General features: G+C 70.8%; 21 protein-coding genes. 9 read left to right on the top strand and 12 right to left on the bottom strand.

All coding sequences use genetic code 11. The annotated features are described in order from the left end of the window. The 4 genes from ACFYO2_RS08760 to glgB form a co-directional block, all read left to right on the top strand. Positions 1 to 549, top strand: a 549-nt coding sequence (locus tag ACFYO2_RS08760; protein ID WP_388346117.1) for an alpha-glucosidase C-terminal domain-containing protein, incomplete at its 5' end; no start/stop codon positions are given. Next, positions 549 to 2249, top strand: a complete 1701-nt coding sequence (gene treS / locus ACFYO2_RS08765) for a maltose alpha-D-glucosyltransferase (protein WP_388346120.1) — start codon at positions 549 to 551, stop codon at positions 2247 to 2249. The genes ACFYO2_RS08760 and treS, both read left to right, overlap by 1 nt. Before the next feature lie 111 nt (positions 2250 to 2360). Then, entirely contained in the window at positions 2361 to 3749 is a 1389-nt protein-coding gene (locus ACFYO2_RS08770; RefSeq protein ID WP_388346123.1) for a maltokinase, read from the top strand. Between the two features lie 32 nt (positions 3750 to 3781). Then, positions 3782 to 6274, top strand: a complete 2493-nt coding sequence (gene glgB, locus ACFYO2_RS08775; protein WP_388346126.1) for a 1,4-alpha-glucan branching enzyme — start codon at positions 3782 to 3784, stop codon at positions 6272 to 6274. A 9-nt stretch (positions 6275 to 6283) separates the two neighbouring features. Here the strand turns inward: glgB and ACFYO2_RS08780 are convergent, their stop codons facing one another. The 5 genes from ACFYO2_RS08780 to ACFYO2_RS08800 are packed head-to-tail and all read right to left on the bottom strand — an operon-like array spanning position 6284 to position 11575. Continuing rightward, positions 6284 to 7321 carry a Gfo/Idh/MocA family protein gene (locus ACFYO2_RS08780; protein ID WP_388346129.1) on the bottom strand — a complete coding sequence of 346 codons (1038 nt, stop codon included), beginning with the start codon at positions 7319 to 7321 and terminating at the stop codon, positions 6284 to 6286. Next, positions 7318 to 8346 (bottom strand): Gfo/Idh/MocA family protein, encoded by a 1029-nt coding sequence (locus ACFYO2_RS08785; protein ID WP_388346132.1) that lies wholly within the window; start codon positions 8344 to 8346, stop codon positions 7318 to 7320. The genes ACFYO2_RS08780 and ACFYO2_RS08785 overlap by 4 nt, the downstream gene beginning before the upstream one ends. Positions 8347 to 8385: 39 nt before the next feature. Next, entirely contained in the window at positions 8386 to 9255 is an 870-nt protein-coding gene (locus tag ACFYO2_RS08790; RefSeq protein WP_388346135.1) for a carbohydrate ABC transporter permease, read from the bottom strand. Further along, positions 9252 to 10238 carry a carbohydrate ABC transporter permease gene (locus ACFYO2_RS08795; RefSeq protein WP_388346138.1) on the bottom strand — a complete coding sequence of 329 codons (987 nt, stop codon included), beginning with the start codon at positions 10236 to 10238 and terminating at the stop codon, positions 9252 to 9254. The genes ACFYO2_RS08790 and ACFYO2_RS08795 overlap by 4 nt, the downstream gene beginning before the upstream one ends. Next, the gene (locus tag ACFYO2_RS08800) at positions 10235 to 11575 is read right to left on the bottom strand and encodes an ABC transporter substrate-binding protein (RefSeq protein WP_388346141.1); all 1341 of its coding nucleotides are present in this window, start codon (positions 11573 to 11575) and stop codon (positions 10235 to 10237) included. Before ACFYO2_RS08800 ends, ACFYO2_RS08795 begins: the two co-directional genes overlap by 4 nt. Before the next feature lie 230 nt (positions 11576 to 11805). Here ACFYO2_RS08800 and ACFYO2_RS08805 point away from each other — a divergent pair, with 230 nt between their 5' ends. Beyond that, a complete protein-coding gene (locus ACFYO2_RS08805) occupies positions 11806 to 13137 on the top strand; it encodes an ROK family protein (RefSeq protein WP_388346144.1) in 1332 nt (443 codons plus the stop codon). Positions 13138 to 13170: 33 nt separating this feature from the next. Here ACFYO2_RS08805 and ACFYO2_RS08810 read toward each other — a convergent pair whose 3' ends face one another. The 4 genes from ACFYO2_RS08810 to ACFYO2_RS08825 all read right to left on the bottom strand — a co-directional run bounded on the left by ACFYO2_RS08810 (position 13171) and on the right by ACFYO2_RS08825 (position 16907). Further along, entirely contained in the window at positions 13171 to 15420 is a 2250-nt protein-coding gene (locus ACFYO2_RS08810; RefSeq protein ID WP_388346147.1) for a HelD family protein, read from the bottom strand. A 190-nt stretch (positions 15421 to 15610) separates the two neighbouring features. Continuing rightward, complete coding sequence (locus ACFYO2_RS08815; protein ID WP_388347536.1) at positions 15611 to 15925, bottom strand: thioredoxin family protein; 315 nt, start codon at positions 15923 to 15925, stop codon at positions 15611 to 15613. A gap of 14 nt (positions 15926 to 15939) precedes the next feature. Next, a complete protein-coding gene (locus tag ACFYO2_RS08820; protein ID WP_388346150.1) occupies positions 15940 to 16368 on the bottom strand; it encodes a MerR family transcriptional regulator in 429 nt (142 codons plus the stop codon). A gap of 29 nt (positions 16369 to 16397) precedes the next feature. Then, on the bottom strand, positions 16398 to 16907 hold the full coding sequence (locus tag ACFYO2_RS08825) for an Lrp/AsnC family transcriptional regulator (RefSeq protein ID WP_388346153.1): 510 nt from the start codon (positions 16905 to 16907) through the stop codon (positions 16398 to 16400). A 45-nt stretch (positions 16908 to 16952) separates the two neighbouring features. On the opposite strand from ACFYO2_RS08825, the gene ACFYO2_RS08830 reads away from it, so the two are divergent. Beyond that, entirely contained in the window at positions 16953 to 17897 is a 945-nt protein-coding gene (locus ACFYO2_RS08830; protein WP_388346156.1) for an NAD-dependent epimerase/dehydratase family protein, read from the top strand. Positions 17898 to 18320: 423 nt separating this feature from the next. On the opposite strand, the gene ACFYO2_RS08835 is transcribed toward ACFYO2_RS08830, so the two are convergent. Together ACFYO2_RS08835 and ACFYO2_RS08840 are read right to left on the bottom strand one after the other, a co-directional pair. Then, positions 18321 to 19091, bottom strand: a complete 771-nt coding sequence (locus ACFYO2_RS08835) for a DUF2127 domain-containing protein (protein WP_388346159.1) — start codon at positions 19089 to 19091, stop codon at positions 18321 to 18323. Between the two features lie 90 nt (positions 19092 to 19181). Then, complete coding sequence (locus ACFYO2_RS08840) at positions 19182 to 20852, bottom strand: MFS transporter (protein ID WP_388346161.1); 1671 nt, start codon at positions 20850 to 20852, stop codon at positions 19182 to 19184. Between the two features lie 236 nt (positions 20853 to 21088). On the opposite strand from ACFYO2_RS08840, the gene ACFYO2_RS08845 reads away from it, so the two are divergent. Beyond that, entirely contained in the window at positions 21089 to 21766 is a 678-nt protein-coding gene (locus tag ACFYO2_RS08845; RefSeq protein WP_388346164.1) for a TetR/AcrR family transcriptional regulator, read from the top strand. A gap of 181 nt (positions 21767 to 21947) precedes the next feature. Here ACFYO2_RS08845 and ACFYO2_RS08850 read toward each other — a convergent pair whose 3' ends face one another. After that, positions 21948 to 23375 carry a cation:dicarboxylate symporter family transporter gene (locus tag ACFYO2_RS08850; RefSeq protein ID WP_388347538.1) on the bottom strand — a complete coding sequence of 476 codons (1428 nt, stop codon included), beginning with the start codon at positions 23373 to 23375 and terminating at the stop codon, positions 21948 to 21950. 123 nt (positions 23376 to 23498) lie between these two features. Here ACFYO2_RS08850 and ACFYO2_RS08855 point away from each other — a divergent pair, with 123 nt between their 5' ends. Beyond that, positions 23499 to 25238 carry an ATP-binding protein gene (locus tag ACFYO2_RS08855; RefSeq protein ID WP_388346167.1) on the top strand — a complete coding sequence of 580 codons (1740 nt, stop codon included), beginning with the start codon at positions 23499 to 23501 and terminating at the stop codon, positions 25236 to 25238. Continuing rightward, positions 25235 to 25942 carry a response regulator gene (locus ACFYO2_RS08860; protein ID WP_388346169.1) on the top strand — a complete coding sequence of 236 codons (708 nt, stop codon included), beginning with the start codon at positions 25235 to 25237 and terminating at the stop codon, positions 25940 to 25942. Before ACFYO2_RS08855 ends, ACFYO2_RS08860 begins: the two co-directional genes overlap by 4 nt. Positions 25943 to 25981 lie beyond the last annotated feature (39 nt).

Below are 25981 nucleotides of genomic sequence, written 5' to 3' on the forward strand. Positions count from 1 at the left end.
GCCTTCGAGGTCCGCGCGGTGCTGGCCGCGACCCTGTCGCCGGCCTGGGGCATCTACAGCGGCTACGAGCTGTGCGAGAACACCCCCCTGCGGGATGGCAGCGAGGAGTACCTCGACTCGGAGAAGTACCAGATCAAGGCACGCGACTGGGAAGCGGCCGAACGCGAGGGCCGCTCCCTGACCCCACTGATCACCCGGCTCAACACGATCCGACGCGCCCACCCCGCCCTGCGGCAGCTGCGTGATCTCCACTTCCACCACGCGGACCAGGAAGCGGTGATCGCGTACTCGAAGCGAAGCGGCTCGAACACGGTTCTGGTGGTCGCCAACCTCGACCCCCACCACACCCAGGAGGCCACGGTCTCGTTGGACATGCCGCAACTCGGCCTGGAATGGCACGAGTCGGTGCCGGTGCGCGACGAGCTCACCGGTGAGACCTATCACTGGGGCAGGGCCAATTATGTGCGCCTCGAACCGGGCACCCGCCCCGCGCACATCTTTTCGGTTCTGCGACCGTCCACCCCGCAGATCGGAGGGTCACCCACATAATGATCGTCAACGAGCCCGTCCACGACACCTTCGAGGACACTCCGGCCAAGGACCGGGATCCCGAGTGGTTCAAGCGCGCCGTCTTCTACGAGGTCCTCGTCCGTTCCTTCCAGGACAGCGACGGTGACGGTGTAGGCGACCTCAAGGGACTGACCGCGAAACTCGACTACCTGCAGTGGCTGGGCGTCGACTGCCTGTGGCTGCCGCCGTTCTTCAAGTCGCCCCTCCGCGACGGCGGATACGACGTCTCGGACTACACAGCGGTCCTTCCCGAGTTCGGCGACCTCGCCGACTTCGTGGAGTTCGTCGACGCCGCCCACCAGCGCGGCATGCGCGTGATCATCGACTTCGTCATGAACCACACCAGCGACCAGCACGAGTGGTTCCAGGAATCCAGGAAGGACCCCGACGGCCCCTACGGCGACTACTACGTGTGGGCCGACGACGACAAACAGTTCCAGGACGCGCGGATCATCTTCGTCGACACCGAGGCCTCCAACTGGACCTTCGACCCGGTACGCAAGCAGTACTACTGGCACCGGTTCTTCTCCCACCAGCCGGACCTCAACTACGAGAACCCGGCCGTCCAGGAGGAGATCATCTCCGCGCTGCGGTTCTGGCTGGACCTCGGCATCGACGGGTTCCGGCTGGACGCGGTGCCGTACCTCTACCAGCAGGAGGGCACCAACTGCGAGAACCTTCCGGCGACCCACGAGTTCCTCAAGCGGGTCCGCAAGGAGATCGACGCCTCCTACCCGGACACGGTGCTGCTGGCGGAGGCCAACCAGTGGCCCGAGGACGTCGTCGACTACTTCGGCGACTACCAGGCCGGCGGCGACGAATGCCACATGGCCTTCCATTTCCCGGTCATGCCCCGCATCTTCATGGCGGTGCGCAGAGAATCGCGCTATCCCGTCTCGGAAATCCTCGCCAAGACCCCGGCCATTCCCTCGAACTGCCAGTGGGGCATCTTCCTGCGCAACCACGACGAGCTGACCCTCGAGATGGTCACCGACGAGGAACGCGACTACATGTGGGCGGAGTACGCGAAGGATCCCCGCATGCGCGCCAACATCGGCATCCGGCGGCGGCTCGCCCCGCTGCTGGACAACGACCGCAACCAGATCGAGCTGTTCACCGCCCTGCTGCTGTCCCTCCCCGGCTCGCCGATCCTCTACTACGGCGACGAGATCGGCATGGGCGACAACATCTGGCTCGGCGACCGCGACGCCGTGCGCACGCCGATGCAGTGGACGCCCGACCGCAACGCGGGCTTCTCGTCCTCCGATCCGGGGCGGCTGTACCTGCCCACGATCATGGACCCGGTCTACGGCTACCAGGTGACGAACGTCGAGGCCTCGATGGCCTCCCCGTCCTCCCTGCTGCACTGGACCCGCCGCATGATCGAGATCCGCAAGCAGAACCACGCCTTCGGCCTGGGAACCTACACGGAGCTCCCCTCCTCCAACCCGGCGGTGATCGCGTTCCTCCGGGAGTACGAGGACGACCTCGTGCTGTGCGTGAACAACTTCTCGCGGTTCGCGCAGCCGACGGAGCTGGATCTCAGCGCGTTCAGCGGGCGGCACCCGGTCGAGCTGTTCGGCGGGGTGCGTTTCCCGGCCGTCGGCGAGCTGCCGTACCTGTTGACGTTGGGCGGACATGGGTTCTACTGGTTCCGGCTTCGCAAGGATGCCGCGTGACCGCGTAGCGACCGGCAGAGCAGGGCAAACCCCGGGCGGGTCGGTTTCCACCGCCCCGCCCGGGGCACGCATCAGTAACACCCCGACCACCCGGGGAAAGGACGCGACGCCATGTGGGAAGCCGTCACACGTAACGCCACGACACATCCCGGCCTCCTTGCGTCACTGGACCCATTGCTGCGGGAGTGGCTGCCGCGGCAGCGCTGGTTCGCGGGCAAGGGGCGCCCGATCACCGGTTTCTCCCTGGTGGCGGCCACCGAGCTGCTGCCACTGACGGCCACGCAGGGCCTCTACCACCTGCTGGTGCGCGCCCACCAGCCCCTCGCGCTGGGCAGCCCGCCGCGCCCCGGTGACTGCTACCAGCTCCTCATAGGCGTGCGCGAGGCGCTGCCGCCCCGGCTGGCGCCCGCGCTGATCGGACACGTCGAGGAGGGCCCGCTCGCCGGTCACACGGTGTACGAGGCCCTGCACGACCCCCGGCCCGCCGAACTGCTCCTGGAGGCCGTGCGCACCCGGGCCCGCATAGGCGGGCTGCGCTTCGACCGGGACGCGCACCAGGAGATACGGGACGGTCTCGTGCCCCGTGTGATGACCGCCGAGCAGTCGAACTCGTCGATCGTCTATGGAGATACGTTCATCCTGAAGCTGTTGCGCCGGATCGTGCCCGGCACCAATCCCGACCTGGAACTGCCGCTGGCCCTCGCCCGGGAGGGCTGCCCCCGGGTGCCCGCGCCGACCGGGTGGCTGCGGGCGGAGCTGGACGGGGAGTCGTACGTCCTCGGCGTCCTCCAGCCGTTCGTGCAGGGCGCGTCCGACGGCTGGGAACTCGCGCTGCGGGAGCTGGCCAAGGGCGAGGACTTCAGCGCGGAGGCGCGGTCGCTGGGGCGGGCCACCGCCGAGGTGCACACCGCGCTCGCCCGGGCGCTGCCCAGCGTAACCCTCGGTCACACTCAGCTACAGCCCCTGGTCGACGGCATGATCGAGCGCCTGGAGGCGGCCGTGCAGGCGGTGCCCGCGCTGCGGCCGTACGCGCCCGGACTGCACTCCGCGTTCACCGCGCTGGCCGACCTGGCCGCGGAGGGCCGTACCTGGACCGCGCAGCGCATCCACGGCGACCTGCACCTCGGCCAGTGCCTGCGCTCGCCCGGCGGGCAGTGGTCATTGATCGACTTCGAGGGCGAGCCGTCGAAACCGCTCGCCGAACGCCGGATGCCGCAGCCTACGGCCCGGGACATCGCGGGAATGCTCCGCTCCTTCGACTACGCGGCCCACTCCACCGACATTCCCGTGCCGGGCTGGGCCGAGGCGTGCCGGGCGGCGTACTGCTCCGGCTACGCGGAGGTCAGCGGCGTCGATCCGCGCACCGACCCGGTGCTGCTGCGCGCCTACGAGACGGACAAGGCGATCTACGAGGTCGTCTACGAGGCCCGTCACCGCCCCGACTGGCTTCCGGTGCCGATGGCCGCCATCGAGGGCTACGTCACATCCGACCTGATCTGACCGACCAGACTTTCGCCCAGGAGGCTCCGCCAGTGACCCCCCGCCCCCCGTCCAGCGGTTCGGATCCGAAGAAGGCCGCCGCGCAGGCGGCGAAGAGTGCGAAGAAGGCCGCGGAGAAGGCGACCGCGCCCAAGAAGGCGGTGAAGAAGGCGGTGAAGAAGCCGACGGTGAAGAAGACCACCGCCGAGAAGACGGTGACGAAGAAGACGGCGGCCAAGAAGGCGACCCCGACGGCGAAGACGGCCACCACGAAAAAGGCGGGCACGAAAAAGGCCACCGCGAAGAAGGTCACGGCGAAGAAGGTCACCGCACCGGCCCCCGCCACCTCCGCGCCGCCGGCTGAGGCACCCGTCGTCGTGTCCCCCGCCGTGGACGCCGGCGACCGCGAGCGGCTGCTCGCCGGCACCCACCATGCCCCGCACTCCGTGCTCGGCGCCCACCCGGTGCCCGGCGGTGTCGCCTTCCGCGCCTTCCGCCCGTACGCGCTGTCCGTCACGGTCGTCGCCGGGGAGCTGCGGGCCGAGCTGCACGACGACGGGGACGGGTTCTTCTCGGGCCTGCTGCCGCTGCCGGAGGTACCGGCGTACCGGCTCCTCGTGGCGTACGAGGGGGTGGTCCAGGACGTCGAGGACGCGTACCGTTTCCTGCCCGCGCTGGGCGACCTGGACCTGCACCTGATCGGCGAGGGCCGGCACGAACAGTTGTGGACGGCACTGGGTGCCGAGCCGATGACCCACCAGGGAGTGACCGGCACCCGTTTCACGGTGTGGGCGCCGAACGCGCGGGGCGTGCGCGTCGCCGGCACCTTCAACTTCTGGGACGCGACCGCGTATCCGATGCGCTCGCTCGGCGGCACCGGCGTGTGGGAGCTGTTCGTGCCCGGCATCGGCGAGGGCGAGCTGTACAAGTTCGAGCTCACCCGGCAGGACGGCTCGAAGACCATGCGCGCCGACCCGCTGGCCCGCCGTACGGAGGTCCCGCCCGCCACCTCCTCCGTCGTGCACGCCTCGCACCACGAGTGGCACGACGAGGAGTGGCTGGCGAGGCGCGCGGACACGCCCGCGCACGAGGCACCGTTGTCGGTGTACGAGATACATCTCCCGTCCTGGCGCCCCGGCCTGACATACCGTCAACTCGCCGAACAGCTGCCGGCCTACGTCAAGGACCTGGGCTTCACCCATGTCGAGCTGATGCCGGTCGCCGAGCACCCCTTCGGCGGCTCGTGGGGCTACCAGGTCACCGGCTTCTACGCCCCGACCGCGCGCCTGGGCACGCCCGACGACTTCAAGTACCTGGTCGACGCCCTGCACCAGGCCGGTATCGGCGTGCTGATGGACTGGGTGCCGGCGCACTTCCCGCGCGACGACTGGGCACTGGCCGAGTTCGACGGCCGTCCCCTCTACGAGCACGAGGACCCGCTGCGGTCCGCCCACCCCGACTGGGGCACCCTGGAGTTCGACTACGGCCGCCGCGAGGTGCGCAACTTCCTTGTCGCCAACGCCATTTACTGGTGCGAGGAGTTCCACATCGACGGGCTGCGCGTGGACGCCGTCGCCTCGATGCTCTACCTGGACTACTCGCGCGAGCCGGGCCAGTGGACGCCCAACGAGCACGGCGGCCGGGAGAACCTGGACGCGGTGGCGTTCCTTCAGGAGATGAACGCCACGCTGTACCGGCGGGTGCCCGGTGTGGTGACCGTCGCGGAGGAGTCCACGGCGTGGGACGGAGTGACCCGCCCCACCGAAGGCGGCGGCCTGGGCTTCGGCCTCAAGTGGAACATGGGCTGGATGCACGACTCGCTGGACTACGTGAGCCACGATCCGATCCACCGCAGGTACCACCACGGCGAGATGACCTTCTCGATGGTGTACGCGTACAGCGAGAACTACGTGCTCCCGATCTCGCACGACGAGGTCGTCCACGGCAAGCGGTCCCTGGTCTCGAAGATGCCCGGCGACTGGTGGCAGCAACGCGCCAACCACCGCGCCTATCTCGGGTTCATGTGGTCGCACCCTGGCAAGCAACTCCTTTTCATGGGCCAGGAGTTCGCGCAGGGGGCGGAGTGGTCGGAGGCGCACGGCCCGGACTGGTGGCTGCTCGACTCCGCGTACGGGGCGGAGCCGGACCACCGGGGCGTGCGGGACCTGGTGCGGGACCTCAACATCGTCTACCGCCACACCCCGGCGCTGTGGCAGCGCGACACGGACCCGTCCGGCTTCCAGTGGGTGGTGGGCGACGCGGCGGAGGACAACGTCTTCGCCTTCCTGCGCTACGACGCGGAGGGCACCCCGCTGCTCGCGGTCTCCCACTTCTCCCCGGTCGTCCGCCACGACTACCGCATCGGCGTGCCCGACGACATCCCCGCCTGGCACGAATCCATCAACACGGACGCGGCGAAGTACGGCGGCAGCGACGTCACCAACCCGGACGTCATCAAACCGGAACCCCAGCCGTGGCACGGCCGCGCGGCAAGCATCCGCCTGACGCTGCCCCCGTTGTCGACGGTGTGGCTGCGGCCGGCCTAGGGCCCGTCCTCAGCCGCCTGTCAACCGGGCGGTGCCCGTCAGTGCGACCGGCCGGCCGGTGCGCAGCGACTCGTAGGCGGCGAGCACGATCCGGAGGGTGCGCAGGCCCGACTCGCCGTCGGGGGACGGGCGCCGTCCGGTGCGTGCGGCGTCGAGGAACTCGTCGAGCATGGCGGCGTCGAGGTCCGCGCCGCCCGCCTCCCAGCGGTCGCGACCGGTGGCGGTGTCGAATCCGCCGAGCAGCGGAGGGAAGGCGTCGAACTCCACGATCGCCTTCTCCCCGACGCAGGTCAGGGCGAGCCCGCCCCAGGTCGGGTGGTCCGGCGGATGGCTCCAGCTGGCGTCCACTGCGGCGACCACCCCGCCGGGATAGCGGATGGTGACCAGGCCCGCGGTCTCCACGTCCGGTGCCGGACCGCCGTCGTCCAGGATGCTGTTGGCCTGGGCGTACACCTCGGCCGCCTGCTCGCCGTCCAGCAGCGCGTCCACGAGGTCGGCGATGTGGACGGTGTGGTCGGCCAGCGCTCCGCCGCCCGCCAGTTCCGGGTCGGCGAACCAGGGGCGCGAGCGGGCCGGGTTGGAGCCGTTGTTGGCTCCGTGGACGCTGATCAGCCCGCCGAGCAGGCCGTCGGCCAGTGCGCGGCGCAGGGCGGTGAACGCGGGGCTGAACCGTACGGGATAGGCGGTCATCAGTCCCACCCCGGCGCGTGCACAGGCGTCGATCATGGCCCGGGCGTCGGCCTCCGTCGTCGCGAGGGGCTTCTCGCACAGCACATGCGCGCCGATCGCGGCGGCCCGTTCGACCAGGTGCCGGTGCCGGGCGTTCTCGCTGGTGACGACCACGGCGTCGGGGCTCAGGGCGAACACCTCGTCCCAGGTGTCGGCGTAGGCCACGCCCAGTCGTTCGGCGAGGTCCCGGCCGCGGGTGGGGTCGTCCGGCGGGGCGTCGGGGTCGGCGGTGATCAGTTCGATGCCGTCGCGGTCGCGCAGCAGCCCGATGTAGGTCGCGGCGTGCACATGGGCGAAGGACAGTACGGCGACTCTCACTGGTCGATTCCCCCTGTGGGTACGGTGGTTGCCGGCTGCGGGGCGAGTTCGACGGTCCGCCCGCTATGGGCCGACTCCGCCGCGGCCTCGGCGATACGGACGGCCGCCACGCCGTCCCGGCCGCTCACCCGTGGCTGCGGACCGCCCGCGAACGCCTCGGCGAAGTCACGGATCTGGGTGAGGTAGGGCGACTCCCCGAAGTCTCCGCCCGGTATGCCGGCCGCCGGGCCGCCGGACGCGGCGCCGGTGATCCGCAGATCGAGGTGAGCCAGGGAGTCGTGCTGGACGGTGCCGCCGGTGCCCGAGACATGGAACGTGGTGCGGAACGGCGTCGCCGGCGGCCCCCACACGCCCACGACCTGGCTGATGGTGCCGCTCGCGTGGGTCAGGACCGCGGTTCCGGTGGCGACCGCCCCGTCCGGGGCCGGGGTGGTGAGATGCCCCTGGTGCCGGGCGTGTACTCGTACGACCTCGCCGAAGAGCCAGCGGGCGATGTCGAAGTCGTGGATCATCTGGTCCGTCAGGATTCCGCCGGAGCGCGCCAGGTCGGCGAACCAGCCGCTCCAGGTGGGGTAGCGGCCGGTGCGGGTGAACCGGGCGACCGCGACCCGTCCCAGGCCGCCCCCGGCGACCAGGTCGCGAAGGCGGGCGTAGGCGGGGAAGTAGCGCACGACGTGTCCGGGGTACAGCCGCACCCCGGCCGCTTCCGCCGCGTCGGCCATCTCCCCGGCCTCGGCCGCGCCGAGCGCCAGCGGCTTCTCGCACAGGACATGGGCCCCGGCCGCGACCGCGGCCAGTGCGATCTCCCGGTGGGTGTCGGTCGGGGTGCACACATCCACCACGGCCGCCCCGGCCATGGCCTCGGGCAGGGAGCCCACGGACGTCGCGCCGAACTCGCGGGCCAGGGCGGGGGCTTGGCCGTCGGGAGCATAGAGGCGTACTCGTGCGCCGAGGGCCACCCACGCGGGCAGATGCGCGCGGGCGATGCCGCCCGCGCCGATCAGCGCGACTTCGAGTTCTGCCATGGAATTCTCCGACCTCCTGGGTGTGCAAGCACTATGTGTTCAGCCCTTGAGGGCGCCGCTGAGTACGCCACTGATGAAGTGCCGCTGGAAGAACAGGTAGACGAGCACCACCGGGGCGATCACGATCAGGGTGGCGGCGGCGAGCAACGGCACGTCGACGCCGTACTGCCCGGTGAAGAAACCCAGCCCGGCGGGGGCCGTACGGCGGGCCGGGTCCTGGATCAGGATGAGCGGGAGCAGGAACTGGTTCCAGCTCCACACGAAGTACAGGACGCCCAGCGTGGTCACCGCCGGGCGGGAGTTGGGCAGCAGGATCCGCCAGAGCGTCGCCCATGACGAGGCGCCGTCCAGCCGTGCCGCTTCCATCAGGCTGCGCGGCATGGTGGAGAAGTGGGCGCGCATCCAGAAGACCCCGAACGGCATGAACGCGCCGATCTCCGCGAGGGCGAGGCCCGGCACGGTGTTCGTCAGCCCTACGGCGCGCAGGTCGTAGTAGAGCGGGATGACGGTGCCCTCGGTGGGGATGGACAGGCCGAGCAGCAGATACGCGTACAGGCGTCCCCGGCCGGGGACTTCGAGGGTCGCCAGCGCGTACCCGGCCAGGGTCGCGCACACCACCGCGGCCGGCACCACGCACAGCGCGATCACCACACTCGACCGCAGCAGCGTGCCGAAGCCCGCCGCGGACCAGGCGCGGGAGAAGTTCTCGAAGTGCAGCCCGTCCGGCAGCGCGAAGCCGGTCAGCGGAGCGCCCGCCGGCTGGAGTGATGCCAGGAGGAGGGAGGCGAACGGCACGAGAACGGCGGCCATGAACAGCGCGAGGACGAGGGGTGCCGCGAACCGCCCGGTGACCGCTCTGGTCGTCGAGGTCGTCGAGGCCGGTGATGTCGTCGAGGTCAGTGACGTCACGGCTCCTCCCTGGACAGCCGGTTGATCACCAGGACGGCGAGGGAGATGACCACCGTCAGTACGATCGCCAGCGCACTGGCCACGCCGACCGCGCCGCCCCCGAACGCCAGGCGGTAGATGAGGATTCCGGGGACGACGGTGCTGTTGCCCGGGCCTCCCCCGGTGGTGATGTAGATGAGGTCGAAGCTGGACAGGGCGGCGATCACGGTGATGGACAGCGCCACGGCGAATTCCGGCCGCAGCAGCGGGACGGTGATCGCCGTGAACTCGCGCACGGGGCCTGCCCCGTCCATCCGTGCCGCTTCGTAGATCTCCTGGTCGATGCGCTGGGTCCCGGACAGGAACAGCACCATGCACAGGCCCGACACGACCCAGGTCCCGATCAGCCCGACGGCCGGCAGGGCCCAGGTGAAGCTGCCCAGCCAGGCGTCGGCGAGGCCGCCCAGGCCGATCGCCCGCAGCGCCTGGTTGAGGGTGCCGTCCTCGGCGTACACCCAGCGCCAGAGGATGCCGACGGCGACCAGCGGGATGACCTGGGGCAGGAACAGCACCGTGCGGACCAGGGCGGTGCCCCGGCGTCCGGCGCGCCGGGACACGATCGCCGCCGAGACCAGCCCCACGCAGATCGGCAGGACCGAGAAGAACAGGATCAGCGCGCCGGCGTGCCAGGCGGCGGCGCGCAGTTGCGGGTCGGTGCCGATACGGCGGTAGTTGTCGAGTCCGACGAAGGACGGGAGGGTCACCCCGTCCCAGTCGAACAGGGAGAGATACGCGGTGTGCAGCATCGGCAGTACGGCGAAGAGCGTGTAGGGCAGCAGAGCCGGCAGCAGGTACAGCAGCGCCACGGCCCGGCGCCGGCGCCGGCGGCCGGATGGCGCCGTGCGGGGGCGCCGGCGCACGGCGGGGCCTGCTCCCCGCTTCACCGGAGGCGGGGCATCGGGAGCGCGGGCGGGGTCTCCGGTCAGTCGGTCGGCAGTGGTCATTTGTGGTAGTTCTCGAAGTCCGTCTGGAGACCGGCCAGGAACTTCTCGGGGGTGGCCTTGCCTCCGGCGAGCAGTTGCAGCTGGGTGGTGAGGGTGTCGCCCATCGTCGGGCTGGAGGCGTTCTGGATGAACGGCTGCAGGCCCGCGTCCTTGACGACCGTCTGCCAGCCCTTCTGGACATCGCCCAGGAGGCCGGTCTGGCTCGGCATGGCGCCAGCGTCGGGGGCCATGAAGCCCGCCTTGGCGGTGATGGCGGCGGCCTGAGCACCGGCGGCGAAGTCGAGGAAGGCGGCGGCCGCGGCCGCGTTCTTCGACTTGGCGGACACGCAGTAGTACACCCCGGCGCCAGTGGTGCGGACCTTCCCGCCGGAGGTGACGGGCGGCATGTTGAAGTACCCGGCCCCCTCCCCCAGGCCCTTGGCCACCGCGGCCGCGGCCCAGTTGCCGCTGATCCGGAAGACGCCCTCGCCCTTGGCGAACGCGGCGGTGGCGTCGTTGTCGCTGACGCCGTTGACCTTGGGGGTGACGTACCCCTTGTCCACCCACCGCTGGAGCGTCTCGGCGGCCTTCTCGGCCTCCGGCAGCACGATGGTGGCGCTCTGGTGGCCGAAGGCCCACGCCTCGCGGTCCTTGGGCGTCAGGTAGGCCGAGAGCAGCACGTTGAAGGGGTGGTTGAGGCCGCCGTCGAGGTTGCCGGCGACCAGCGCGGTCTCACCGGCCGCCTTGGCCTTGGCGAACAGGGCCTCCAGCTCCTCCAGGGTGGCCGGGGGGACGGTCATGCCCAGTTTCTGCGCCTTGGCCTTGTTGTAGTAGACGCCTTCGAAGGACAGGCCCGCGCCCACCCCGTACAGGTCACCGGTGCCGACGGTCTTGCCGTCCGGGGTGAGGGTGATCTGGTCCAGGCCGGGGAACTTCGCCGCCCAGCCGTACGCCTTGCCGTACTCGCCGACCTTGAGCAGCAGCCGTCCGGGGACGAGGTTCTGCATGCCGGAGGTGAACTGGGCGATGTCGGGGGCGGTGTCGGCCGACATGGTGGTGTTGATGCTCTTGAGGTAGTCGTCCCAGCCCGTGTACTGGCGCTTGACGGTGATGTTGGGGTGCTTCTCGCGGAAGGCCGCGACGAGGCCCGGGGTCATGGTGGTGTCGTCGGCGTCGGCGACCACCAGCGTGATCTTCTCGTCGGCCGGTACCGCCGTCGAGACAGGGCCGACGCTGCTCTTCTCGGACGACGAGGCGCCCGGGGTCAGATCGCTGCACGCGGCGAGTGCCGCGGCGCCGACCGCGCCGGTGGCCGCGAGGAAGGTACGTCTGGACAGGGGTGACGGGCTGGTGCTCATGGGGTCTCCTGGGCGTGACGGGGCGCGGCGCGGCGGAGGCGGCGGGAGGAGGGGGACAAGACGCCGTCGAGTCGCCGTGGAGGGGGATTAGTTCGATAACGCAGTTGCGTTTTATAATCAGAGCGGGCCTGGCACGCGTCAAGGACTCATGGCTGGATTGTTATCGTCGGGACGGTCCGCGCCGGTCCCCGGTCGTACGGCTGTCGTGCCGCTCCACAGGAGGTTGATCATTGGCCACGTCCAGGGACCGCTCCCCCGCCACGGCCCCTGCCGCGCAGGCGCGGTGGCCGCTCGGCGGGCTGCCGGAGCCGCACTCCCCCGGGCGTGAACTGCCCGCGGTGGTGGGTGTGGCGGACCTGCGCGCCACGAACGCCGCGGCCATCCTCGCCGCCGTCCGCTCGGCGGACCCGCACCCCCGGCTCTCCACCCTGGCCGCGGCGACCAAGCTGTCCCGCCCCACCGTCGAGGCGATCGTCGAGGAACTCACCGACTGCGGCCTCATCGAGGTCGCCCCGGCCGTCTCCGCCCGTGGCCAGCGGTCGCCCGGCCGCCCGGCCCGCCGGTTCCGCTTCCGCCCGCACGCGGGCTTCGTCGTCGGCGTGGATGTCCGGGCCCGTTCGGTGAGCGCCTGCCTGGCCGACCTCGACGGTCGGACGGTGGCCGTCGAACGCAAGGCGGTGCGCGCCGACTTGGGCGGCGCGGCTCGCGCCCGCGCCGTAACGGCGGTGGTGGGGCGCGCGATCGAACGTGCCGGAGCCGACGCCCGGCGGGTGTGGGCCGCGACAGTGGGCACCCCCGGCCTGGTGGACCGGAGCAACACCCGCATCCGGCAGGCCGACAACCTCAAGGGCTGGGCCGAGGCGGACATCGTCACCGTCCTCCGCGACGCCCTCGGCTGCCCGGTCGCCGTGGAGAACGACGCCAACCTCGCCGCACTGGGCGAGCAGTGGCGCGGGGTCGGCGGCGCGGCCGACGAGATGATCTTCGTCCTGCTCGGTGATCGCCTGGGCGCCGGTGTCATCACCGGCGGGCGCCTGCTGCGCGGACACCGCGGTGCTGCCGGTGAGATCGGCTTCATCCGCTTCCCCGGCAGCACCTCCGCGCAGCCCGGCCTCGAACCCCTGGTCCCGGACGGCACTGCCTCGGACCCGGCGGAAGCGGTGCGCGGCACCGGTACCGGCATCGTCCGTGGCGCAGCCTCGGGGGACCCGGAAGCGGTCGCGGCGATCACGTCGTACGGGCGGAGACTGGCCGCCGGGATCGCCCCCGTGCTGCTCGCGCTCGACCCGGCCCTGGTCGTGCTCGGCACCAGCCTCTTCCCGGTCCCCGGCCTGCGGCCGGCGGCGGAACTCCTCCTGAGCGCCGCCGAGGAGGAAGCCGGCAGCCTCCTCGTCGACCTCCCGCAGTGGCGGCTGTCCGCGCTGGGCGACGAGGCCGTGATCACCGGCGCGGTCCGCTTCGCCCTCTCCTCCGTCGAAGAGGTGCTGCGCACCCGTCCCACGAGCCTTCCGGTTGAACGGTCACCTCTCCAGCCGACCGAGCCGGGTGGTGGGTGGGCATAGGCCCAGGGCTCCGGGGGCGGAGCCCCCAGAGCATCAGCCCCCACTCAGCGCACGCTGCCGAAAGCGCACGCTGCCGACCAGCCCCTCAGGCAACACCCCCGTATGCAGCACCCCCAGCCGCTGCGTAGCCCGAGTCAACGCCACGTACAGATCACTCGTGCCGTACCGCCCCGGCTCGACCACCAGCACGGAGTCGAACTCCAGCCCCTTCGCCTGGCGCGGGTCGAGCAGAACGACCCGATGGGTCAGATCAGGCTCGGCGTCCGCCGTCACCCCGTCCAGCCGAGCCGCCAGCCTCCGATGCAGGTCCCGCGGAGCGATCACCGCGAGTCGTCCTTCGGCCGGGGTCAGCTCCTCCACCGCCTTGGCCACGGCACCCGGCAGATCATCGGTGGCGCGGATCCAGGGCCGCACCCCCGTCGACCGCACCGAACTCGGCGGTTCGAACTCCGGGTTCTCCGCCCGCACAACGGCCGCGGCGAGCTCCATGATCTCGGCGGGCGTGCGGTAGTTCACGCCGAGGCGGGTGTGCTCCCACCGGTCCTGGACGTACGGCTCCAGGATCCCGGACCAGGAACCGACACCGCCCGCCTCCGACGTCTGCGCCGGATCGCCGACCAGCGTCATCGACCGGGTGGGGCTGCGCCGCATGAGCAGCCGCCAGGCCATCGGCGACAACTCCTGCGCCTCGTCGACGATGATGTGCCCGAACGCCCAGGTGCGGTCGGCCGCCGCGCGCTCGGCGGCGCTGCGGTGGTCGTCCTCCTCGTGGCGTTCGGCGAAGCGCTCGGCGTCGATGATGTCGTGCGCGGACAGGACCTCCGAGTCCTCCTCGTCCTTGTCCTCGAACTCGTAGGTGCGAGAGGCGTACGAGACATCCAACACGCCCTGGGCGTAGGCGATCTGGTTCTCCCGCGCCCGCTCCGCCCGCGCCCGCGCCACCCGGTCGTCCTCGCCCAGCAGCTCCGCCGCCTCGTCCAGCAGCGGTACGTCCGCCACGGTCCACGTCCGCGTCACCGGGCGGCGGATGGCGGCGGCGTCCTCCTCGCCGAGGTACCTCTCGGGTGCCGCCAGGAAGTCCGCGACCAGGCGCTGCGGGGTCAGCCGCGGCCACAGCTGGTGGATGGCGGACCAGACTTCGGGGTTCTCGGCGAGTTCGTCGCGGATCTGGGTGATGTCGCTCGGGTCGAGGAGGTTCGTACCGTCGTAGGGGTCCGTGCCGATCCGCTCGGCGACGAGGTCGGTGAGCGTGTTGAGGATGTGCCCCTCGAAGTGCTCGCGCGCCGCGTTGTGCGGGAGTCCCGCGGCACGGGTGCGCTCGCGGGCGACGTTCACCAGTCCGTCGTCCAGCATCAGGATCTCGCGGTCGTGCTCGATCGCGATCACCGGGTCGGGCAGCGACTGGCGGTCGCGTACGACGGCGGCGAGGACGTCCGCCATGTCCGCGCGGCCCTTCACCGCGGCCGCCCCGGCCGTGTCGGTGGCCCGCGCCTTCACGCCGGGGAACAGCTCGCCGACCGTCGCCAGCAGTACGCCGGTCTCGCCCAGCGAGGGCAGCACCTCGCCGATGTAGCCGAGGAAGGCGGGGTTGGGGCCGACGATCAGGACGGCCCGCTTGGCGAGCAACTCCCGGTGTTCGTAGAGGAGGTACGCGGCGCGGTGCAGGGCGACCGCCGTCTTGCCGGTGCCCGGGCCGCCCTCCACCACGAGCACCCCGCGATGGGGCGCGCGGATGATCTCGTCCTGCTCGGCCTGGATGGTCTGCACGATGTCGCCCATCCGGCCGGTGCGCGCGGAGTTGAGCGCGGCGAGCAGCACGGCGTCGCCGCTCGGGTCCTCGTGGCCGGTGCGGGTGGCGTCGCCGAGGTCGAGGATCTCGTCGTGCAGGGCGGTGACCCGGCGGCCGTCGGTGGTGATGTGCCGCCGCCGGCGCAGGCCCATCGGGGTGTGGCCGGTGGCCAGGTAGAAGGGGCGAGCCACGTCCGCCCGCCAGTCGATCAGGACCGGCGTGCGTTCGGCGTCGTCGGCGCGCAGGCCGATCCGTCCGATGTGGTGGCTGACGCCCGAGGTGAGGTCGATCCGGCCGAAGCACAGCGAACCGTCGACCGCGTTGAGCGCCGCCAGCAGCCCCGAGCGTTCGGCGACCAGGATGTCCCTCTCGAGGCGGGCCTGCATGGGCGTGTTGCCCTGGGCGAGCGCGTCCGTGACGGAGCCCTCGGTGTCGCCGCGCAGGGCGTCGACACGCACATACAGCCCGTCGATGAATTGCTGCTCCTGCCGCAATTCAATGTCTTCACTGTCTTGAAAACCGGTGTTTGACAATTCCGCTCCCGCCCGGATATACTGTGCTCACTGAGCTTCTTTCGCGACCCAATTTCCTTGAAGTCGCGAACCATTGAATATACGCAAAGAAATCCCCCGAGCGCAATTGCTCGGGGGATTTCTTCTTGCCATACACGGCTGCCTACGCGGCTCAGAGCACGTCGGACAGCTCTTCCAGCAGGCGCCGCTTGGGCCGGGCGCCCACCATCGACTTCACGGGCTCGCCGCCCCGGAACACCATGAAGGTCGGCATCGACAGCACCTTGTAGGCGTTGGTGGTCTCCGGGTTGGTGTCCACGTCCAACTGAACCACCTTCAGCCGCTCCCCCTCCTCCTCGGCGAGGGCGCTGAGCACCGGTCCCATCTGCCGGCACGGCGGACACCAGTCGGCGGTGAACTCCACCAGCACCGGCAGCTCCGCCCCGATCACCTCCGCCGCGAAGTCCGCGTCGGTCACCTCGGCCACACCCGCCGCTTTGATCACTTGAGGTTCCTCCCCAGCTCGCACACCGGTTCCGGACCCCCCGGAACCTCCGCCTCGGCCGCCAGCTCGTCGCGCGCCCTCTCGGCCCTCACCAACTGCGCCCCGACCTGCGCTCGCACGGTCTGCAACTCGCCGATCAGGTCGTCCAGCTCCGCCAGCTTGCGCCGGTAGACCTCGAGCGACGCCGGACACGAGTCGCCCTCCGGGTGCCCGGCCCGCAGACACTCCACGAACGGCCGCGTCTCCTCCAGGTCGAACCCGAAGTCCTGCAGCGTCCTGATCTGTCTCAGCAGCCTCAGGTCGTTCTCGTCGTACGTCCGGTATCCGTTGCCGCCCCGCCGCGCGGGCAGCAGCCCCCGCGACTCGTAGTAGCGCAGCGTCCGGGTCGTGGTGTCGGCCCGCGCGGCCAGCTCGCCGATTCGCATGGGTACGAAGGTAAGCCTTGACGCCGACGTCAAGGCAACAGCGGTTTTCGCTCCACCGGTGAGGTCAGCACGATCGACGTCGTCGTGCGCCCGAGGGCGGAGACGTCTTCGAGGACTTCTTCCAGGTGGACGGTGTCCCGGACGGCGACCTTGAGGATCCAGCAGTCCTCGCCGACCACATGGTGCACCTCGATGATCTCGGGACGCCCGATGAGTTCGAGGGTCCTGGGGTGCTTCAGGGTGTAGCCGGCGTGCGGGTCGACCCGGACGAACGCCTGGATGCCGTAGCCGAGCCGGGACGGGACGACCCGGGCGCCGTACCCGCTGATCACGCCCGCCGCCTCCAGCCGCCGTACCCGCTCGGTGACCGCCGCCGGACTCAGCCGGACCCGGCGGCCCAGCTCGCTGAGCTTGATCCGGCCGTCCGTCTGGAGCAGCTGGAGGATCTGCCGGTCCAGCGCGTCGAAGGCCACCGATGTTCCGTCGGCGGTGGCGCGCGGATGCCGTGGTTCTTTCGGTGCGGCGGCCTGAACTCCCATGGTTCCCCCTTCATTCCCTGCGTGTACGTCGGGAGAATTATGGTCATGGACAAGTCACGGGACGTATTGGTCATCGGCGGAAACCGCTATTTCGGCAAGCGGCTCATCGCGCGGCTGCTGGCGGCCGGGGACCGGGTGACCGTACTGAATCGCGGATCGTCGCAGGCGCCCGCGGGCGCCATCCATCTCGTCGCCGACCGGAACGACGAGAGGTCGCTGAGGGACGCTCTGGGTTCACGGACCTTCGACGTCGTCGTCGACCAGGTCTGCTACACCCCGCGGCAGGCGGCGACCGCCCGCCGCGTCCTCTCCGGCCGGACCCGCCGCCATGTGATGACCTCGACGGTCGAGGTGTACGAGTACGAGGACTCGACCACGCCCGTGAGGGAGGCCGCGGTCGATCCGCTGACCGTCCCCGTCGACCTCGAACTCCCCTGGGAGGACCCGGAGTTCCTCGAAGCCCACTACGGCGAGGGCAAGCGGCAGGCCGAGGCGGTCCTCGCCGCCGAGGCCGGCCCGGAATTCCCGTACACGGCCGTCCGCGTGGCCCATGTGCTGGGCGGCGCCGACGACTTCACCGGCCGGCTCCAGCACTACGCCGACCGCATCCGCACCGGCGATCCGATCGCCGTTCCGGTCGTGAACCGGCCCGCCACCTACATCCACGTCGAGGAGATCGCCGCCTTCCTGGCCTGGGCGGCGGGCGAGGACTTCACCGGGCCGGTCAACGCGGCCTCCGACGGCCTGCTGACGACTCAGGAATTGTGCGAGGCGGTGGCGGCACACTTCCCGGACGGCAAGACGGTCCTCCACCCCGTCGAGGTCGGCGAGGTCTCGCCGTTCTCCTTCGCCCGCGCCTACGGCATGGACAACTCCCGTGCCACCGGGCTCGGTTTCACCTTCGATGACGTACGGCGATGGCTGCCGCGTGCCGTGGCCGAGACCTTGGGAGAGCCCCTTGGAGAGCCCCTTGCAACGGGCGGCGCCTGAGGAGTCAGCGAAGGCCCTCGACGCCTGCCAGTCCCGTGGGCCTAGCACCGCGCCTTCCGTCCGCCGCGGCGGACGCCCCCTCACAGCCGCAGCCTGACCCACCCGCAACCAATTGGCTGCCTGGGCCTACCGCCGTGCCGTCCACCTGCTGCGACTCCACCGCCCTCCCCGGTACCAGGACGGCAAGGGTGCTGCGCGCCTCACGCCGCAGTGTGCGGCGCCGGGCAAAGGTCGCAGTAAGAGCGAGGATCGAGACCGTGCTCCCGTAGAACACGGCAGCAATCGTGGAGAGGAGCCCGACCGTCATCGGGCACGCACCCTTCTTCCCCCGTTCGGCCCGCCCGGCTCACAGCCGGGGCGGAGCGTTGATGCGTTTCCTCTCCACCATATGCCTCCCGTCAACTCCCCCCGGTACCAAGCGGATCAGGCCTGGACACCCACCTTCGCGGCCACCTCGACTTCGAGGAGCGAGGCGGTCTGTCGCTCCTCCTCGATGGCGTGATGGCCGCCGCGCAGGCCGAACAGGCGTTTGGCCAGCAGGATGTAGACGACGGCGAGAATGTTGAGCAGCAGGGTGCCGATCTTCAGCCGGCTGACGTGCTCGGTCAGTTCGTAGATCTCCAGGGGGAGGAAGGCGGCGGTGGCGACGACCGTCAGGTACTCCGCCCAGCGTTTGGCGTACCAGAGGCCGACCGCCTCCACGAGTTCGATCAGCGCGTACGCCAGCAGCAGGCCCGCGACCAGCATCAGCGTGGAGTGTTCGTAGCCGAAGGCGTTCTGGATGGTGCCGACGACCGGTGAGTGGTCGAGGTCGTGGTGGAAGTGTTTGAACACCGGCCGGAAGACGTCCAGGTACTCGTCGAAGAGCCTGCGCACCGCGTCCTGGGAGTTGCTGAACTTCCACACCGCCACCGCGACCAGCACGATGAACACTCCGCGCACGGCGCGCTCGATCGCCAGGAAGCGCAGGATGAACAGGTCGCGCAGGACCGTGCCGCGTGGAACGAGCGGGGCATGGTCCGCCGGGCCCGAGCCGTGCGGGGCGCCGAGGGCGAAGTCGCCGCAGCGCAGGCAGCGCCACGCCGAGCCGAGGGCCGTCTCGGTGTGTAGCCGCTCCCGCAGCGGGAGTTCGTCCGGCGCGTACGTCACATGCCCGCGTCGGGCGCACGTCCGGCGGTCCCAGTCGATCTTCATTTCCCGTGTGCCTCCGCGTGCGCCTGCCGTGCCGGTCGCTCCGGCACGGCAGGCGCACGCTAGTGGCGTTTGTCAAGAGTTCGGTGAGCGTCAGCGGCTGCCGACCAGTTCCTTCTCCCGCTGCTCGGCCTCCTGGACCGCGGCGGACTCCCGGCGCGGCAGCAGGACGGCGACCACGATCGTGCCGATGCCCAGGATCACCGCGCCGATGAGGCTGGTGTGCGCGACCGCGTCGGAGAAGGACGAACCGACCGCGTCGGCCATCTGTCGGGCGCCCTGGGCGAGTTGGTCGGCCTGCCCCTTCAACTGGGCCGCCTGCTGGGGGTCGGTCGCCTTGGCGGCCTGCGCGGCGGCCTTCTCGGCCTGTGCGGCGATGCCCTGGGATACGGAGTATCCGGCGCCCACCGAGTCCTGGGCCGTGGACAGGGTCGAGGCGGAGAGCCTGCTGCCGGCCGTCGCGTCCGCGAGGTGGCCGGAGTACGACGTGGCCAGCAGCGAGCCGAGGACGGCGATGCCGAGCGAGCCGCCGAGCTCCAGCGAGGTGTCGTTCACCGCGCCGCCGACGCCCAGTTCGGACTCCGGGAACGCGCCCATGATCGCGTCCGTGCAGGGCGAGAGGGCGAGCCCGATCGCGAGGCCGAGGATGATCAGAGGCGCGACGAAATCGCCGTACGACGAACTCGCGTCGACCCGCGTGAGCAGGGCGAGGGCCGCCGTGCCGCCGACCATGCCCGCGGTGACCGTGAGCCGCATGCCGACGCGCGGGGTGAGGTAGCCGGTGAGGGCCGAGCCGACGAAGACCGCGCCGGCCAGGGGCAGCATGCGCAGGCCGGTCTCCAGGGCGCTGTAGCCGAGGACGAACTGCAACTGCTGGGTGAGGTAGTAGAAGGCGCCGAAGACGGCGAGGAAGAACAGGGCGACAGCGAGGTTGGAGCCGGCGAACCGGCGCTCGGTGAAGCGGCGTACGTCGATGACCGGGCGCGGATGGCGTAGCTCCCACACCACGAACAGCACGAGCGCGACGCCCGCGACCACCGCGGCGGTGACCGCCTTGGCGCCCCAGCCGAAGTGCGGACCCTCGATGATCATGTAGACGAGCGCGCCGATCCAGACGACGGACAGCAGGCCGCCGACGTGGTCGATCCGGTCGTGGTGACCGGCTTTGGACGGCGGTACGAGGACCAGGGCGCCGACGATCGCGAGCGCGGCGATCGGCACGTTGATCAGGAACGTCGACGACCAGCCGTGATTCTCCAGCAGCGCGCCCGCGACCAGCGGCCCGGCCGCGATCGCGAGGCCCGCGGTGGCAGTCCACAGGGTGATCGCCTTGGCGCGTTCGGCGCGCGGGAAGGTGGCGGCGAGAAGGGAGAGGGTCGCGGGCATGATCAGGGCCGCGCCGACGCCCATGACCGCGCGGACCGCGATGACCCCGGTGGAGCTGCCGACGAACGACCCGGCGACCGCTCCGCCCCCGAACACGAACAGCCCGAGCAGCAGCGCGCCGCGACGGCTGTACTTGTCGCCGATGGCGCCCAGCAGCAGCATCAGCGCGGCGTACGGGACGGTGTAGCCGTCGATGACCCACTGCAGATCCGCGCTGGACAGTCCGAGGTCCTCGGTCATGTCGGGGGCCGCGACCGTGAGGGCGGTGTTGGCCATCACGATGATCAGCAGGCTCAGGCAGAGAACCAGGAGCGCCCACCAGCGCCGGGCGTAGGGGCGGTCCATCCTTTCGACCGGTTCGTTCATGACGAGTCGCATGGGCAGGGTTCGCCTTCCTCACAGACATGCGCGACAGGGACGTGCGCGCCACTGACGGGTTGCTGCAGACGTGCGCGCCACGGACGTGCGCGCCACGGACGTGCGCGCCACGACTTGCACAGCGATGTGCAATTGCTCAACCATGTGCAATATACGTCCATTGCGCAGCGCTGTGCAAATGGAGGAGGTGATGCGTCCGCGGAGGGACGCCGGCGTCCCGCGCGGGGGCGTGCAGAATGGCAGCCATGAGCACGGGTAACACCGGCCGCGCCGACACAAACCGCCGCCGCATCCTCGATGTCGCGCTCGCCGAGCTGCTGCGCGACCCCGACGCGTCCATGGACCAGATCGCGCGTGCGGCAGGTGTCGTACGACGGACCGTGTACGGCCACTTCCCCAGCCGCGAGGCGCTGGTCGGCACGCTCGTCGACCACGCCGTGGAGTCGGTGGCGGCCGCGCACGCGGCGGGCCGGGAGGGCGTCGAGGACCCGGCGGTGGCCGTGGCGCGCTCGGTGCTGGCGGTGTGGGAAGTCGCCGACCGCTATCGCATCCTGGTCGCCCTCGCCCAGCGCAGCGTCACCATGCAGGGCATCCGCGACCGCCTCACACCCGTGCGCCGGGCCAGTGTCGAGCTGCTGCGGCGGGGCCTGGAGGACGGCGTCTTCGACTCACCGCTGCCGGCGCCGGCGCTGGCGTACGTGCACGAGCAGACCCTGTTCGCGCTGATGGAGGCGGTGAACGACGGTCTGCTGGCAGCGGAAGAGGCGGGCCGCTCCGCCGCGGTCACCGTACTGACCGCGGCGGGCGTGCCCGCCTCTCGTGCCACCGAACTGGTGGCGAAACTGAGCGATTGGGAGCCCTTGACGGGCGCTGGGAGGGAAAGGCCGACGGGGAGAAGCCGACCGGGCGGCTGAGCTACGGGGGAGTACTCAGCCGCCCGGAGGCGTTGGGGCGGGCCCGGGTTCAGGCGCCGGGCCCGACCCGGCCATGGGGGGTCGGATCCCGGATCCGGGGTCTCGGATCCGGGATCCGGGGTCTCGGATCCGGGATCCGGGGGCCGGGGTGGGTGTGGGCCTCGGATCCCGGGGCCGGTCGTCAGGCCTTGGCGAGTTCCTTCTCGCCGCCCTGCTCGGGGATGTCCGCCTGGGCGTCCCCGGACTCTCCGCCCTCGCCGCCGTCGTCGAGAAGGGTCTTCTCGTCGAAGGGGATCTGTCCCGCGAGCACCTGGTCGACGCGGCCGCGGTCGATCTCCTTCGTCCAGGTGCCGATCAGGACCGTGGCGACGGCGTTGCCCGCGAAGTTCGTCAGGGCGCGGGCCTCGCTCATGAAGCGGTCGATGCCGACGATCAGGCCGATGCCGTCCACCAGCGCGGGCTTGTGGGACTGAAGGCCACCGGCCAGCGTCGCCATACCGGCACCGGTCACGCCCGCCGCGCCCTTGGAGGCGACGAACAGGAACAGCAGCAGCGGGATCTGCTCGCCGACCGACATCGGCGTACCCATCGCGTCGGCGATGAACAGGGACGCCATGGTCATGTAGATCATGGTGCCGTCGAGGTTGAAGGAGTAGCCGGTCGGGACGGTGATGCCGACCACCGGCTTGCTGATGCCGAGGTGCTCCATCTTCGCGATGAGCCGCGGCAGCGCCGACTCGGACGACGAGGTCGACAGGATCAGCAGGAACTCGCGGCCCAGGTACTTGAACAGCGTCAGGATGTTCAGTCCGGCGACCACGCGCAGCAGGATGCCGAGCACGATGAAGACGAAGAGGAAACAGGTGACGTAGAAGCCGAGCATCAGCACGGCGAGGCTCTTGAGGGCGTCGACACCCGCGGAACCGACCACGGCGGCCATGGCGCCGAAGGCGCCGATCGGGGCGGCCCACATCACCATGGCGAGGATGCGGAAGACGAGGCGCTGGATGTGCTCGACACCGCGCAGGACCGGCTGCCCGGCCGGGCCCATGGCCTGCAGCGCGAAGCCGGCGAGCAGGGCGATCAGCAGGGTCTGCAGTACCTCGCCCTCGGTGAAGGCGGAGACGATCGTCGTCGGGATGATGCCGAGCAGGAAGGTGGCGGTGTCCTTGGCCTCCCCGTCGACCTGCGCGTGCCCGGCGTCCTTGATCGCGTCGGTCACGGCGAGGCCCGTGCCCGGCTCCAGGATGTTGCCGACGACCAGGCCGATGCCCAGCGCGACGAGCGACATGATCGTGAAGTAGAGGAGCGCGATACCGCCGACCGCACCGACCTTGGCGGCCTTGCGGACCGAGCCGATGCCCAGCACGATCGTGCAGAAGATGATCGGCGAGATCATCATCTTGATCAGGTTCACGAAGCCGGTGCCGATGGGCTTCAGCTCGACGGCGAAATCAGGCGCGGCCAGACCGACGGCGATGCCAATGGCGACCGCGACGATCACCGCGATATAGAGGTAGTGGGTGCGGTCCCGCTTGGCTTTCGGTGCGGCAGGTGCCGTATCGGCTGCGCTGGTCACGGTGGCCCTCCTTGACGACGTCGTCGGCATCACCGGCGTGCGGCTCACGTCCGGGTGGGTGTGGGGGAATGCCGTGACTATCTCCCGCCCTGTGAGGGCGGTCACCCTTCCGTTCATTTAGTTCATGCTTAACCTGCGAGGCACACTGACGACATGCGCATCCCCGTCCCACGGCCCCGCAGCCTCGCCGGCCAGCTCTTCGCCATGCAGGCAGTGCTGATAGCGGTGGTCGTCGCCGGTTACGCGCTGTTCACCTACGTCAGCGACCGCAGCCAGGCGGAGGACTCGACGCGGCGGCAGGCCATGGCCGTGGCCCGCTCGGTCGCGGACGCCCCGTCCGTGCGGGAGGCGATCCGCACACCCGATCCGTCGGCCGAGCTCCAGCCGTACGCGCTGCGGGTGATGCGCGACGCCGACGTCGACTTCGTCACGATCATGAACCCGAAGGGCATCCGCTGGACCCACCCCCGCGAGGACGAGATCGGCAAGCCCTTCCGCGGCAACATCGCCCCCGCCGTAGCCGGCGGCTCCTTCACCGAGACCTACACCGGCACCCTCGGCCCCTCGGTGCGCGCCGTCACCCCGATCTGGTCGAGCGGCGAGGTCGTCGGTCTGGTCAGCGCCGGCATCAAGGTCGACGAGATCAGCAAGCGGGTCCAGGGCCAGCTCACGGCCCTGCTCGGCGTCGCGGCCGGCGCGCTCGCGCTCGGCGCGGTCGGCACGTACGTCGTCAACGCCCGGCTGCGCCGCCACACCCACGGCATGAACGCGGCCGAGCTCAGCGCCATGCACGACTACCACCAGGCCGCACTGCATGCCGTACGCGAGGGTCTGCTGATGCTCGACGGGCAGTACCGTGTGGCGCTGATCAATGACGGTGGACGGGAGCTGTTGGGCGTGTCGGGCGATGTGGTGGGCCGGTCCGTCGCGGATCTCGGGCTGCCCGCGCCGTTGACGGGCGCGCTGCTGGCGTCGGAGCCGCGGGTGGACGAGGTGCATCTGACGGCGGACCGGGTGCTGGTGGTGAACACGTCCCCGGTCTCGGGGGGCGAACGGCGGGGCACGGTCGTCACGTTGCGCGACGTGACCGAGCTCCAGTCCCTGATGGGCGAGTTGGACTCCGAGCGGGGCTTCATCCAGGCACTCCGTTCCCAGGCCCACGAGGCGGCGAACCGGCTGCACACGGTCGTCTCGCTGATCGAGCTGGGGCGGGCGGAGCAGGCGGTCGACTTCGCCACGGCGGAACTCGAACTCGCCCAGGCGCTGACCGACCAGGTGGTGGCGGCGGTGAGCGAGCCGGTGCTCGCGGCCCTGCTGCTGGGCAAGACGGCCCAGGCGAACGAGCGGGGCGTGGAGCTGGTGGTCTCCGAGGAGAGCCGTCTGGACGACGGTCTGCTACCGCCCTCGCTCCCCTCCCGGGACCTCGTGACCATCCTCGGCAACCTCATCGACAACGCGGTCGACGCGGCGCAGGGCAGCGCGCGGGGGCGGGTGACGGTGACCGCGTACACGGCCGAGGACGAGCTGGTGCTGCGGGTGTCGGACACGGGCGCGGGGGTCGACCCGGCCCACACGGACGCGGTTTTCCAGCGGGGCTTCTCGACGAAGCCGGCGGGGCCGGGGGGCCGGGGGCTGGGGCTGGCGCTCGTACGGCAGGCGGTGAACCGGCACGAGGGGGAGCTGGCGGTGGCGGGGGCCGAGGGGGGCGGGGCGGAGTTCGAGGTGCGGTTGCCGTTGGGGGACGGGGCTGGGCGAGGCGGGGCCGAGCGGGCGTCGCGGGGGGTTGTGTCGGGGAGCGGGGTTTCCGGGGGCAGCGCGGTTGCTGGGAGCAGTGGGGTTTCTGGGAAACAAGCGGTTTCTGGGGGCAATGCGGTTTCTGGAGGCGACGTATGACGACGGCCGAGCAGCACCCCATCCGCGTCCTGGTCGTCGAGGACGACCCCGTCGCCGCCGACGCGCACGTCATGTACGTCAACCGGGTCCCGGGCTTCACGGCCGTCGGCAAGGCGCACACGGGTGCTGAGGCGCGGCGCGCGCTGGAGCGTACGGCCGTGGATCTGTTGCTCCTGGACCTGCACCTGCCGGACGTGCACGGACTGCAGCTGGCCCGTTCGCTGCGGGCGGCCGGGCTGCACGCGGATGTCATAGCGGTGACGTCGGCGCGGGACCTGACGGTCGTCCGGGAGGGGGTCTCACTGGGGGTCGTCCAGTACGTCCTGAAACCCTTCACCTTCGCCACGCTGCGCGACCGGCTGGTCAGATACGCCGAGTTCCACGCGGCGGCGGGTGAGGCGAGCGGCCAGGACGAGGTGGACCGCGCCCTGGCCACGCTGCGAGCACCGGGGCCGGCGGCACTGCCGAAGGGGTTGAGCGGGCCGACGTTGGAGCGGGTGACGGTCGCGCTGCGGGACTGCGCGGAGGGGCTCACGGCCACGGGCGTCGCGGAGGCGGTGGGGATTTCGCGGATCACGGCGCGCCGGTATCTGGAGCATCTGGTGGATGCGGGGAGGGCTGCTCGGAGTCCGCAGTACGGGGCCGTGGGGCGGCCGGAGTTGCAGTATCGGTGGGTCAAGGGGGCGGTGGAGCGGGGGCGTTAGGGCGAGGGGGCGTCGAGGTTGGCGGCGCGCGGGTGCGGG

Source organism: Streptomyces sp. NPDC006602 (assembly GCF_042870385.1).
GTDB lineage: Bacteria > Actinomycetota > Actinomycetes > Streptomycetales > Streptomycetaceae > Streptomyces.